The sequence below is a fragment of the Nocardia sp. PLKS1-43 genome (assembly GCF_059510335.1).
The window spans coordinates 246,824-259,574 of record NZ_JCAJZQ010000008.1 but is presented as its reverse complement, the minus strand read 5'-3'; the positions used below and the strand labels follow the sequence as shown (position 1 = coordinate 259,574).

General features: G+C 66.8%; 13 protein-coding genes. 6 read left to right on the top strand and 7 right to left on the bottom strand.

Features of this window, described 5'->3' with window-relative positions:
* Positions 1-493 precede the first annotated feature (493 nt).
* Both AC5WS7_RS27070 and AC5WS7_RS27065 read right to left on the bottom strand, forming a co-directional pair.
* A complete protein-coding gene (locus tag AC5WS7_RS27070; protein WP_495957394.1) occupies positions 494-1,297 on the bottom strand; it encodes an SDR family oxidoreductase in 804 nt (267 codons plus the stop codon).
* 766 nt (positions 1,298-2,063) lie between these two features.
* The gene (locus AC5WS7_RS27065) at positions 2,064-2,606 is read right to left on the bottom strand and encodes an Lrp/AsnC family transcriptional regulator (protein ID WP_495957393.1); all 543 of its coding nucleotides are present in this window, start codon (positions 2,604-2,606) and stop codon (positions 2,064-2,066) included.
* A 296-nt stretch (positions 2,607-2,902) separates the two neighbouring features.
* Between AC5WS7_RS27065 and pdhA the strand changes: the two genes are divergently transcribed.
* The 3 genes from pdhA to AC5WS7_RS27050 all read left to right on the top strand — a co-directional run bounded on the left by pdhA (position 2,903) and on the right by AC5WS7_RS27050 (position 6,437).
* Positions 2,903-3,982, top strand: a complete 1,080-nt coding sequence (gene pdhA / locus AC5WS7_RS27060) for a pyruvate dehydrogenase (acetyl-transferring) E1 component subunit alpha (protein ID WP_495957471.1) — start codon at positions 2,903-2,905, stop codon at positions 3,980-3,982.
* Positions 3,979-4,959 (top strand): alpha-ketoacid dehydrogenase subunit beta, encoded by a 981-nt coding sequence (locus AC5WS7_RS27055; protein WP_495957392.1) that lies wholly within the window; start codon positions 3,979-3,981, stop codon positions 4,957-4,959. The genes pdhA and AC5WS7_RS27055 overlap by 4 nt, the downstream gene beginning before the upstream one ends.
* Positions 4,960-5,093: 134 nt before the next feature.
* The gene (locus AC5WS7_RS27050; RefSeq protein WP_495957470.1) at positions 5,094-6,437 is read left to right on the top strand and encodes a dihydrolipoamide acetyltransferase family protein; all 1,344 of its coding nucleotides are present in this window, start codon (positions 5,094-5,096) and stop codon (positions 6,435-6,437) included.
* An 80-nt stretch (positions 6,438-6,517) separates the two neighbouring features.
* On the opposite strand, the gene AC5WS7_RS27045 is transcribed toward AC5WS7_RS27050, so the two are convergent.
* Positions 6,518-6,958 (bottom strand): acyl-CoA thioesterase, encoded by a 441-nt coding sequence (locus AC5WS7_RS27045; RefSeq protein WP_495957391.1) that lies wholly within the window; start codon positions 6,956-6,958, stop codon positions 6,518-6,520.
* Between the two features lie 317 nt (positions 6,959-7,275).
* On the opposite strand from AC5WS7_RS27045, the gene AC5WS7_RS27040 reads away from it, so the two are divergent.
* From AC5WS7_RS27040 to AC5WS7_RS27030, 3 genes are all read left to right on the top strand, one after another.
* Positions 7,276-7,851: a TetR/AcrR family transcriptional regulator gene (locus tag AC5WS7_RS27040; RefSeq protein WP_495957390.1), complete on the top strand. Its 576-nt coding sequence runs from the start codon at positions 7,276-7,278 to the stop codon at positions 7,849-7,851.
* Between the two features lie 73 nt (positions 7,852-7,924).
* Entirely contained in the window at positions 7,925-8,713 is a 789-nt protein-coding gene (locus tag AC5WS7_RS27035; protein ID WP_495957389.1) for an oxidoreductase, read from the top strand.
* A gap of 51 nt (positions 8,714-8,764) precedes the next feature.
* Entirely contained in the window at positions 8,765-9,055 is a 291-nt protein-coding gene (locus AC5WS7_RS27030; RefSeq protein WP_495957388.1) for a hypothetical protein, read from the top strand.
* Here the strand turns inward: AC5WS7_RS27030 and AC5WS7_RS27025 are convergent.
* From AC5WS7_RS27025 to AC5WS7_RS27010, 4 genes are all read right to left on the bottom strand, one after another.
* Positions 9,049-9,369, bottom strand: coding sequence for a hypothetical protein (locus AC5WS7_RS27025; RefSeq protein ID WP_495957387.1), 321 nt, complete (start codon positions 9,367-9,369; stop codon positions 9,049-9,051). The genes AC5WS7_RS27030 and AC5WS7_RS27025 overlap by 7 nt on opposite strands.
* Before the next feature lie 147 nt (positions 9,370-9,516).
* Positions 9,517-10,947, bottom strand: a complete 1,431-nt coding sequence (locus AC5WS7_RS27020; protein WP_495957386.1) for an NAD(P)(+) transhydrogenase (Re/Si-specific) subunit beta — start codon at positions 10,945-10,947, stop codon at positions 9,517-9,519.
* Positions 10,947-11,261 carry an NAD(P) transhydrogenase subunit alpha part 2 gene (locus AC5WS7_RS27015; RefSeq protein ID WP_495957385.1) on the bottom strand — a complete coding sequence of 105 codons (315 nt, stop codon included), beginning with the start codon at positions 11,259-11,261 and terminating at the stop codon, positions 10,947-10,949. The genes AC5WS7_RS27020 and AC5WS7_RS27015 overlap by 1 nt, the downstream gene beginning before the upstream one ends.
* The gene (locus AC5WS7_RS27010; RefSeq protein ID WP_495957384.1) at positions 11,261-12,445 is read right to left on the bottom strand and encodes an NAD(P) transhydrogenase subunit alpha; all 1,185 of its coding nucleotides are present in this window, start codon (positions 12,443-12,445) and stop codon (positions 11,261-11,263) included. Before AC5WS7_RS27010 ends, AC5WS7_RS27015 begins: the two co-directional genes overlap by 1 nt.
* Between the last annotated feature and the right edge of the window lie 306 nt (positions 12,446-12,751).

The following is a 12,751-nucleotide window of genomic DNA, read 5'->3' as shown; positions in this document are numbered from 1 at the left end:
GGACCGAATTCGGTGCTCACCACCACCGGAAGCTCACGTCGACCTGCGAATTTGCGACGGCCCGCAGGGCGGTCCGACCGCCCACCGAACACGCCACGGGTTCGGCGACGCCCGCGTCGATCGGGGTGCCCGGGTAGGCGATCCGCTCGGCGAGCAGATGGGAGTAGACGTCCGTGATCGGCGTCGGCCACGAAGACGTGCTGGTTGTGTTCGACGATGTTCGGGAGCCTGGTTCCTTCGTAGCTCGGCCCGATCGGGCTGCCCCGCCGTGCGGCATCGGGTGTTCCCGAATCGAATGTCGAGGGCGTTCGATGGCCGGTCGATACTGTTGTCTCGGCCGCGGCTCGGTAGGGGCCGACAGCGAACAGAACCGGGTTCACCCACAATCACGCCTCACATCAGTGGCAGCAGCTTCGCGATCACCCGACAGGGAAGGATTGCGGGCACCCGCGCGCGGTGGACTTCGCGACACGCGGCCAGGTGGTCGGAATATTCACTGGTGCAATGCGGCTTGGTAGCGCCGCATGCCCGCGAGCCAGCGGTCGTAATCGGCGCTCTTGTGCCGGTACATCTCGAGCACCTGGGCGTGCGGCAGGATCAGGAATCGTTCGTCGGCGACACCGGACAGCACGTCGCGTGCCACCTGTTCCGGGGTGAGGACCTCACCGGCGGAGACGACCGCGCGGATCGCCTCCTCGTTCGCCGCGGCCTCGGTGAAATCCTCGTTTCCCGCGCGCAGCAGATCGGTGTCCACACCCATCGGACACACACAGCTGACGCGAATTCCTTTGTCCCCGTACGTGATATTGAGCCACTCCGCGAATCCGACGGCCGCATGCTTGGTGACCGCGTACGGCGCGGACCCGATCTGGGTCAGCAGTCCGGCCGCCGAAGCGGTGGACACGAAATATCCGCTACCGCGCTCCACCCATCCCGGAATCAGGATCTGCGCGGCCCGCACATGCGCCATCACATTGACTTCCATTGCGGCCGACCACTGTTCGTCGCCACCATCCAGGCCCCGCGCACCGAAGATCCCCGCATTCGCGAAATACAGATCCACCGGCCCGAATTCCTCCTCGGCCCGCGCCACCAGCCCCCGAATCACCGTCGAATCGGCGACATCCCCCACCACCGGCACCGCTTGCTCGCCCAGCTCCGCGGCAACCCCTACCACCTCTCGGTCCAGATCGGCCAGCACAACCCGCGCCCCGGCCGCCACCAGCCCCCGCGCCAACGCCGCCCCGATCCCTGCCCCAGCCCCCGTAACGATCGCCACCTTGCCCGAAACATCCATATTCCGCACCCTAGCCCCGCACCCACGCGACCACGGGCGAATACCCGGCGCGAACGGACCGCACAGCCCACGCCACCGAGACAGTCCGTTCCGCATACCCCGTACCGCGCAACCGATGCGCCGCCCAACCGGGACCATCCGGCATCAGGGCACGACCGGCCTTTTCCAAGCGATCGACCAGTCCGGTCACCGCACCGGTTTCCGCTGAGTGTCGCCCCGATGCCAGTCCGGTGAGGACGCGGCCGACATCACGGCACCACCAGACGCGCCCAACATCACGGCACAACAGGACGCGTCCGGCATCACGGCACGAGCACCAGACGCGCCCGACAAACGGCACAACCAGACACGGCCGACATCCCAGCACAACAGAACGCCCGACATCACGGCACCACCAGAGACACCCAAAACATCACGCCACGACAGAACGCGCCCGACACACGGCACAACCGGACGCGCCCAGCATCACGGCACAACCGGACACGCCCAGCATCACGGCACAACGGGACGCGCCCAGCATCACGGCACGACAGGACGCGCCCAGCATCACGGCACGACAGGACGCGCCCAGCATCACGGCACACGCACATCCGCCGCTGCGGCGAACGTGCTGCGTGTGCCGACTACCGAGCGGCGGTCGCGCGCCGCAGGACCTCGTCATTCGCGAAGGGTGGACCGTACGCCTCGGAAGACGGCACTACATCGCCCGGTTCAGCGGCATCGCAAGCACCGAGGTCGCACCGACGGCATCGAGAAGTGCATCCTCTCAGCGGGAAGGGCGGGTAGTCGTGCGAGCGGACTCGGGACGGCTGGAGCCGTTCGCGCGGGAAAGGCGTTGCAGCAGGGGCGTGGTGCGCGGGCCGACCAGTTGCTGCATGACCAGGGCCATATTGGTGCGTTCGACGCCGGGAATCTTCAGAATGCGGCCCGCGATGCGATAGAGATCGTCGGCGTCACGGGCGACGACACGCACGGTGAGATCGGTCAGGCCGGTCATTCCGCACACTTCGGTGACCTCCGGGACCTCGGCCAGTTCGGCGACGACCGCATCGAGTTGATGCTGATCGACCACCACCGCCACGAACGCGGCCAACTGGTATCCCAGGGCCCGCGGATCGACGCGGCGGTCGAATCCAGCCAGGACCCCGGCCGCCTCCCAGCGCGCGAGTCGAGCCTGCACGGTATTGCGCGACAGGCCGAGCCGCGTGGCGAGTTCGACACCGGTCGCCCGGGGGTTGGCGACGAGTTCGAGCAACAGCCTGGCGTCGGTCGGGTCGACGACGGCTCCGGCAGGTTCTGCACTGGACATGTAATGCAGTATGACAGCAATCACCGGTCGCAGATCACGCATTGTGCACAGTTCGCATGTCTATACTTGCGCAAGTCGCACAATCGTGGATGCTGTGAAGTAGGACACATTACTTCCTCGCCCGGCCCGGAGATCCCGGACCGGCTACGGGCCAGAAGGCAGACGTACCAGAACGGCTACGTTTCAGGAAGGCGGCAACGATGCCCACCACCTCCGCGGCAACGGCCACAACCCAGGTCACACCCACGATCCCCGATACCGGATCCCCCACCGGCGCGATCGCCGCCTCGACGAGCCTGCCCGAGAAGCTCGCCTATCCGGTGCAACTGGTCCAACCCGACGGCCGCCGCGTCCTGGATCGCGAACACGCAGCCCTGGTCGGCGATATCGGCCCGGATCGATTGCGCCGGCTCTACCTCGACATGGTCGTCGCCCGCCGGATCGATACCGAGGCGACCGCACTACAGCGCCAGGGCCAACTCGGACTGTGGCCGCCGCTGCTGGGCCAGGAGGCCGCGCAGATCGGTTCCGCACACGCCCTGTACCCAGACGACTACGTCTTCTGCAGTTACCGTGAGGCCGGGGTGGCCTACTGCCGCGGCGTCGATCCGGCGCAGATCACCCGCCTGTGGCGCGGCGTGGCGCATTCCTGCTGGGATCCCGCGCAGATCAATATGACCAATCCGGCCATCGTGGTGGGTTCGCAGGGACTGCACGCCACCGGCTACGCGTACGCGGCCCATCTCGACGGCGCGGAGATCGCGGTGATCACCTACTTCGGCGACGGCGCGACGAGTCAGGGCGATATCGCCGAGGCCCTGGGTTTCGCGGCGTCCTGGAGTGCGCCGGTGGTGTTCTTCTGCCAGAACAACCACTGGGCGATCAGCGAACCCGTGCGGGTGCAGAGCGCGACTCCGATCGTGCGACGCGCGTACGGCTACGGCATACCGGGCGTCCAGGTCGACGGCAACGACGTCCTCGCTGTCTTGGCCGTGACCAGGCAGGCCGTGGCCCGCGCCCGTGCGGGCGGCGGCCCGTCGTTCATCGAGGCGATCACCTATCGGATGGGCCCGCACACCACCGCCGACGATCCCACCCGCTACCGCTCGGATGCCGAGACCGAGCTGTGGCGGCGTCGCGATCCGATCGACCGGATGCGCCGGTTGCTCGAACGAGAGAACCTGTGGGACAGCGATTTCGAACGAGAAGTGCGGGAACGCTCGGACGAGGTCGGCGCCCGGCTGCGCACCGCGACCATCGAGATGCCCGATCCCGAGCCGCAGGACCTGTTCGAGCACGTTTACGCCACCCCGCATGCGCTGGTCGAGCGGGAACGCCGGGAGTACACCGCCTACCTGGAAGGAGTCCAGCCATGACCACCACCTTCGCGGCGGCGCTCAACTTCGGGCTGCGCCGGGCTCTCGAGGACGACCCCCGGGTCGTGCTGATGGGTGAGGACATCGGCCGCCTCGGCGGCGTCTTCCGGGTCACCGACACCCTGCAGAAGGATTTCGGCGACAACCGCGTCATCGACACGCCACTGGCCGAATCCGGCATCGTGGGAACGGCTTTCGGCATGGCCCTGCGCGGCTACCGTCCGGTGTGCGAGATCCAGTTCGACGGATTCGTCTATCCGGCCTTCGATCAGATCGTCTCCCAGGTCGCCAAGATCCACTACCGGACGGCCGGAAAAGTGCTCGCGCCCATCACGATTCGGATCCCGTTCGGCGGCGGGATCGGCTCGGTGGAACACCACTCCGAATCGCCGGAGGCGTATTTCGCGCACACCGCGGGCCTGCGCGTGGTCTCGCCGAGCACCCCGGCCGACGCCTATCTGATGATCCGCCAAGCCGTTTCGCTGGACGATCCGGTGATCTTCCTCGAACCCAAGCGCCGCTACTGGGACAAGGACGAGGTGGACTTCGCCGCCCTCGACCGCGATCCGTTTCCGCTGGAGCGGGCCCGCATCCGCCGCGCGGGTTCGGACGCGACGGTCGTCACCTACGGCGGCATGGTCCGCACCGCGCTGACCGCCGCGCAGATCGCGGCCGGGGAGGGGCATTCGCTCGAGGTCGTCGATCTGCGCAGCCTGTCCCCGATCGACTTCGACACCATCGAGGAGTCGGTGCTGCGGACCGGGCGGTTGATCATCACGCACGAGGCCCCGGTGTTCGCCGGACTGGGCGCGGAGATCGCCGCCCGCATCGCCGAGCGCTGTTTCTACCAGCTAGAAGCACCGATTCTGCGCGTCGGAGGCTTCGACATCCCGTATCCCCCGGCTAAGCTCGAACGGCACCACCTGCCAGACCCCGACCGCATCCTGGACGCGGTCGACCGAACGCTAGCCGCCTGATCCGCCCGTTCAGACAGAGGTGCCCGTTGGACGAAGCCGCCACCCAAGATCCCCGGTCGACCGGCCCGGCCCCGGAGGAGAGCAGCCGCGCGAATGCGGACGACCCCCTACCGGACGGCACCGACGACCCGCGGGTGCTCGAGTTCCGGCTTCCCGATCTGGGCGAGGGGCTGACCGAGGCGGAACTGGTCTCCTGGGCGGTGTCCGTGGGCGACTCGGTGGAGTTGAATCAGACCATCGCCGAGGTCGAGACGGCGAAGGCCCAGGTGGTGCTGCCGTGTCCGTTCTCCGGCGTGGTCACCGAACTGCTGGCCGCGCCCGGCGACGCCGTCGCGGTGGGCGCGCCGCTGATCCGGGTGCGCAGCGACCGCGGCGCGGGCGCACCGCCCGCGCCGGGCGAACGCCGGTCGGTCCTGGTCGGCTACGGCCCGAACGAGGAGACCGCCCCGCGCCGCACCCGCCAACGAACGAATGCCCCTGCGACAGATGAGGATTCGACGAAAACCACACTGCTGCCGACCTATCCGGACCGTCCCGCGGCCACGCCGGGCGCTCGGGCGCTGGCCCGGGAACTCGGCATCAACCTCGCCTTCGTTCCCGGTTCCGGACCGGGCGGGGCGGTCACCGTCGAGGACGTGCGGCACGCGGTGCCGGTTTCCCAGCCGATGAGCCGAGCGCGTCCGGAGGACGAGGCGCTACCCAACGCCCCGCGGCCCAGCGTGCCGCCGGTGCCGACGATGCGCCCGGACGGCGGCGTCATCCGCCCGACCCCGAGCACCGGCGAGACCCGCGCCCCGGTGACCGGCGTGCGCAAACGCACCGCCGCCGCAATGCTCACCAGCGCTCGGACGATTCCGCAGGCCAGCACGTTCGTCACGACGGATTTCACCGCCTCCATGGAACTGCTGGACCATCTGCGCACGACCGATTCGTTCATGGGACTCTCGCTCACCCCGCTCGCGCTGGTGGCCAAGGCGACGCTGGTGGCGATGGCCGAATTCCCGGGCGTCAACTCGTTCTGGGACGAGGAGAACCGCGAGATCGTCACCAAGCACTATGTGCACCTGGGGATCGCGGTGGCCACCGAGCGCGGACTGCTGGTGCCGAACGTCAAGGACGCGCACACCCTGAGCCTGCGCGAGCTGTGCCGGGAGATCGGCTGGCTCGCCGATATCGCCCGCGCCGGTTCGGCCACGCCCGCGGATCTGCGCGGCGGCACGTTCACCATCAGCAACGTGGGTGTCTTCGGCGTCGATGTCGGTGTGCCGCTGGTCAATCCGGGCGAAGGCGCGATCCTGTGCCTCGGGTCGATCCGCAAACAACCGTGGGTATATCGCGACGAACTCGCGGTCCGCTGGGTCACCACCCTGGGCCTGAGCTTCGACCACCGGATGATCGACGGCGAACTGGGCGCCCGATTCCTGGCGACGGTCGCGTCCCTCCTGGAGGATCCACTGACCCTGCTCGGCCGAATCTGATCGCCTCTGCGGCATCCGGTCCGCGTCCAGGCATTCATGCGCTCGATCCACGGCATGAAAACCGCGCAACGCCGGTGAACTCACACGGTTTTCGGTTCGACGACCAGTTCGGTCGCGGCGGCGCGGATGACGGCCGGGATCTGCACGGATTTGCGGGTCTCGTTGTCGACGTAGACGTGCACGAAATCGCCGGTGGCGGCGAGTTCGAGGTCCTGTCCGGCCTCGCGGAAGATGGCCAGGTCGTAGGTGATGCTGGACCGGCCCAGGCGGCTGATGCGCAGTCCGACCCGCAGTTGGTCGGGAAAGCTCAGAGATCCGTGGAAATCGCATGAGGTGCGCGCGACCACTCCGATTGCGGGCAGGTCGCGAATGTCGGTGCCGGTGGCGTGCATCAGCCAGGCGTTGACCGCGGTGTCGAAGTACGAGTAGTACGTCACATTGTTGACGTGACCGTAGTGGTCGTTGTCGGCCCAGCGGGTCGGTACCGGCCAGAGCACCGGATAGTCCTGCGCATTAGTCACCACCAAACAGTAACCACCCCTCGGTTTCGTCCGATCATCCCTCCGGTCCGGCCAATACTGTGGTTCCGATGGATGCTTCGACGCTGGTTCCACGGGTCCGGATGTCGCGGGCCGCCGTGTTCACGGTGTTCGGCCTGAACGGATGCACGGCGGTCCGCGTCGCCGCGGGTGCTCGCCCTCGCCGCGATCGCCTTCGGTTTCCTGCTGACCGAGGGGGTGGCCAACGACTGGAGCGCGCTGCACCGGGTATTCGGCCTGCGCGCGAATCGTCGCGCCAGTTCTTGACCCACAGGTCCAAAATCGATATCGTTCATGTCATGGGCAGGCCACGCACCTTCGAGGACGACGCCGTCGTCGATCGCGCGATGGAGATGTTCTGGATCAACGGATACGCCAACACCTCTCCCGCACAGCTCGCCGAGGCCACCGGCCTGGCCAAGGGCAGCCTGTACAACGCCTTCGGCAGTAAGCGGAAACTGTTCGAGCGAGCCCTCGCGCGTTACGACCGGATGGGTATCGATCTGGTCGCGGAATACATGTCCCGGCCGGGCAGTACCCGCGAAGTCGTGGGCGCGTACCTGCGAGATCTGGTGGACGCCGATATGGCCGATCCGGACCGACGCGGCTGCCTGGCCACCAATACGGCACTCGAGCTGTGCGGACATGATGCGGAGATCCGTCGCATCGTCGAAGAGATCACCGAACACCACCTCACCGGCCTGGCCGATCGAATCGCCCAGGGCCGCCGCGACGGCGACGTCGGCCGCGACACAGATCCGCGCGCCGCGGCGGAGTTCCTGATGAACACCCTCGCCGGACTGCGCGTCATGGCCAAGAGCCACGACCGCGCGGTCCTGCACCGCATCATCGATACCGCCCTGAGCACCCTCTGAATTTCCCCGTCCACCGCGGCGCGTTCCGCTGCCCTAATTTTTGACCCTCAGTTCAATAAAGAAAGGCAATCCCATGGATCTCGAATTGACCGGCAAGACCGCAGTCGTCACCGGAGCCAGCCGCGGCATCGGCCTGGCCGTCGCCCAGGCGCTCACCGATGAGGGCGTTCGGGTGGTCGGCGGGGCGCGCACCGTCACACCCGAACTCGAAAAGGTCAGTGTCGCAGCTGTTTCCGCCGACCTGAGCAGCACAGAGGGCATCACCGCACTGTTCGACGCAGCGCAGGCGGAGCTGGGCGGAATCGATATTCTGGTCAACAATGTCGGCGGCGGCGACGTCGATCAGTTGACCCTCGGCGGATTCCTCGACATCCCCGACGAGCAGTGGGATCAGATCTTCGAACTGAATCTGATGAGCGCGGTCCGGGCCACCCGGGCGGCACTGCCGAGTCTGATCGAACGCCGGGGCGCGATCGTCACCATCTCCTCGATCAACGCCCACCTGCCCGCGGCCGGTCCGGTCGCCTACAGCGAGGCCAAGGCCGCGCTGACCTCGTTCTCCAAGCGGATCAGCGAGGAATTCGGTCCGCGCGGCGTGCGGGTGAACACGGTGTCCCCGGGTGTGGTCGGCACTCCGCTGTGGCGCGAACCCGGCCGGTTCGGCGCCAAACTCGCCGAGGTCAGCGGGGTCGGCCACGAGGAGTTTCTCGCCGCGCTGCCGCAGCAGTTCGGCATAGCTTCGGAGCGGATCACCGAACCGGAGGAGGTCGCCGCACTGGTTGCCTTCCTGGTCTCGGGGCGCGCGGGCAACATCCTCGGCGCGGATTACGTCATCGACGGCGGAACGCTGAAGGTGATGTGAACGACGCATGAGTGCGCCCGCCCCTCGGCGTCCGGGCGTTAGAGTTCGGGAATGTTCGAGAATCGGCGGCACGAACGCAGGCTGCAACGTATCGAGTACAAACTCGATCTCATCATGCGACATCTGGAGATCACCGATTCTTCTGTGCCGCTGATGAATTCACCGACTCGGCCGATGTCCGGCTCCGCGCCGCTGTCCGGCGCGGACCTGGCCGAGATCGATGCGCTGATCGCACAGGGCAAGAAGATCCACGCCATCAAGCTCTACCGGGAAATGCTGCCCGGCACGTCCTTGAAGAACGCCAAGGACGCGGTGGAGGCTCGGGAGCAACCGCACTACTGAACGTGCTTGTCCACCGTGACCGTCAGGTCCGGCCACGGTGGGCGGCGCAGCACCGCGGCTGTGCCGAGCGTCGCGGCCGAGAGTCCGATCAGCAAGGCCAGCAAGGTGATTCGGGTATCGTCGGTGGCCGGGATCCACTTCGAGTCGCCGCCCTGGACCACGATCGCCCCCAAGGGACGCGGTCCGCGCCGGAATCGGCCACCGGGCCGGGCGACGGTTATGACCGTCGCGCCGTCGGGGGTTTGATGCGGGGTACCGAAGATCGCCGAATCGTCTACGGCCGCAGAAACTTCGAGGTGCTCTCCGGGCGTCATACTGCCCCCTGACTCGAGGATCGGTCACCGGCTGTATACCGGTGAGCTGGACGGTCCACAGCCTAATCGCGTTCGGCCCCCGGCAGCGAGATCGACGCGATACGGCCCGCACCGATTCGATCGGTGCGGGCCGTTTTCGCGAAAGTTCTACAGCGCCTTGAGTTCTTCGGTCACGGCGCCGACGGATTTCTTGGCGTCACCGAACAGCATCGAGGTGTGGTCGGCGTAGAACAACGGGTTGTCGATTCCGGCGAATCCGGAGTTCATCGACCGTTTCAACACGATCACGCTGTGCGCCTGATCGACGTTCAGCACCGGCATCCCGTAGATCGGGCTGGAGGAGTCCTCCCGCGCCGCGGGGTTGGTGACATCGTTCGCGCCGATCACCAATGCCACGTCGGTACGCGCGAATTCGCCGTTGATGTCGTCCATCTCCTTGAGCGCGTCGTAGGAGACCTCCGCCTCGGCCAGCAGCACGTTCATATGACCGGGCATCCGACCGGCCACCGGGTGGATCGCGTACTTCACTTCCACGCCCTTGGCTTCCAGCAGCGAGGCCATCTCCTTGACCGCGTGCTGGGCCTGCGCCACGGCCATACCGTAGCCGGGCACCACGATCACCTGGTTCGCGTACGCCATCTGAATCGCCGCATCCGCGGCACTGGTGGCCTTGGCCTGCTTCTGCTCACCACCACCAGCGCCCGGAGCCGTGCCGCCGCCGCCGAAGCCACCGGCCACGATCGCGGGAATCGACCGGTTCATCGCCTTGGCCATCAAATTCGTCAGGATCGAACCCGACGCGCCGACGATCATGCCGGCCACGATCATCGCGGTGTTGTTCAACGCCAAACCCGCTGCCGCGGCGGACAACCCGGTCAACGCGTTGAGCAGTGAGATCACCACCGGCATATCCGCGCCGCCGATCGGCAGCACCACCATCAGCCCCAGCACACCGGCCAGCACCAGCACCGCGATCATCCACACCTGCGAGACCCCGTGCCCGGTCGCCCCGACACCGATCACGACCGCGCACGCGATCGCGCCGACGAGCAGCAGCAGATTCAGCGGCTGCTGGAGTTTGCCGACGCCGATCGGGCGTCCGGGCAGGATTTCCTGGAGTTTGCCGAACGCGATCAACGATCCCCAGAACGACACCGACCCGATGATCGCGGCGAACAGCGATCCGACCACGATGTGCACCGTGGGCTGCTCGTCGAAATGCGAGAAGCCGTGGGAATTGATGAATTCCGACCACGCGATCAACGCGACCGTGCCACCGCCCACACCGTTGAACGCGGCGACCAGCTGCGGCATCGCGGTCATCTTGGTGAACTTCGCCGGCGGCACACCCAGCACGACGCCGACCACGATGCCCGCGATGATCAGAATCCAATTGCTGGTGTGCCGCACCGAGATCAGCGTGGCGACCACCGCGATCACCATGCCCGCCGCCGCGATCAAATTGCCGCGGACCGCGGTCTTGGGCCCGGTCAGGCCCATCAGACCGTAGATGAACAGGGCGAACGCGATGATGTAGAGGCCGTTCACCAGATAACTGACATTGTCGAAGGTGTGCATCACTGACCCGCCTTCTCGCTACCGGGCTTCTTACCCTTGAACATGCCCAGCATCCGGTCCGTGACCACGAAACCACCGATCACGTTCAACGTTCCGAACACCACGGCCACGAACAAGATGATCTGGGTCAGGATCGACGGGTCCTTCACATTCCCGAGCGTCACCAACGCACCCAGCACCACGATTCCGTGAATCGCGTTGGTACCGGACATCAATGGCGTGTGCAGGGTATTGGGGACCTTCGAGATCACCGCGAAACCCACGAAACCGGACAACACCAGAATCGCGATATTCGCCAACAACTCGGTATACATCAGCCTTGTTCCTTCCCGGCCGAGCCGGCCGCACCCGAATCCGAGGTGTCCGCAGTCGAATCCGTCGCATCGGCAGAGGTTTCGGCCGAATCCGCCTGCGCCGCAGCCGAGTCCGTCTTCGCCTCGGCCTCCGCGTCCCGGGTGACGCACGAGTCCGCGAGAACCTGATCGGTGAAATCCGGTGCCAGCACACCGTCCACGAGCATCAACTCCAGCAGCGCCGCAATATTCTTCGCGTACAGCTCACTGGCGTGCTCGGGCATCGTCGCGGGCAGATTCAACGGTGAGCAGATCGTCACATCGTGCACCACCACCGTCTCGCCCGGCTTCGTGAGCTCACAGTTGCCGCCGGTCTCACCGGCCAGGTCCACGATCACACTGCCCGGCTTCATTCCCTCGACAGCGGCGGCGGTCACCAGGCGCGGCGCGGGGCGACCCGGCACCAACGCGGTCGTGATCACCACGTCGAAACCCTTGATGGCGTTCTCCAAGGCCTGCTGCTGCTGAGCCTTCTCCTCCTCGGTCAGCTCCCGCGCGTAGCCGCCCTCACCGGCGGCGTCGATACCCAGATCCAGCCACTGCGCGCCCACGGACCGCACCTGATCGGCCACCTCCGGGCGCACGTCATACCCCGTGGTGCGACCACCAAGGCGCTTGGCCGTCGCCAGGGCCTGCAGGCCCGCGACACCGACACCGAGCACCAGCACCGTGGCCGGCTTCACCGTCCCCGCCGCGGTGGTCAGCATCGGGAAGAACCGCGTCGACTCCGACGCGGCCAGCAGCACGGCCTTGTACCCGGACACATTCGCCTGCGAGGACAGCGCGTCCATCACCTGGGCGCGGGAGATGCGCGGGATGGCCTCCACCGCGAACGCCCGCACCCCCGCATCACGCAACGCGCCGATCTTGTTGTCCGCATTGCGCGGAGCCAGGAAGCCGATCACCGTCTGCCCAGCGGACAGCTTCGCGATCTCCGCATCACTCGGCGGGGCGACTTTCACCACCACCTCCGCCGACCACGGATCTCCGATCACCGCGCCGACCTCGGTGAACGCCGTGTCCGGGATCAACGCGCCCTGCCCCGCGCCGGCCTCCACGACCACCTGCACACCCTGCTTCACCAGGCCCGCAATGATTTTCGGCACCAGCGCGACCCGGCGCTCACCGGGATTCGTCTCACGCACGACACCGACACGGGTACTCTGCGAGGCGCTCCCATCATCACCGGGTGGCGCTGCGTCGACTCCGCTCTGCGTTGTCTCCACTGGTCAACATCCTTACTCGTGACGGTAGCCGGCCCCACGGTTCGTGCGGAGCCTCGAGCCGTTCTTTCGGCCCCGAAACTTACCCACCAGTAGGTTTCAGGTCGCACAACTGTACCGGCTCGCCGGTGAGCGTAACCGAGATCAATCTCACACGCCGTTCCGGTTCGTCCGTATCGCAGGCCCGCGCCGCGCCCGCGGGCACGGGACCCGCCGCTGACCCGGGCA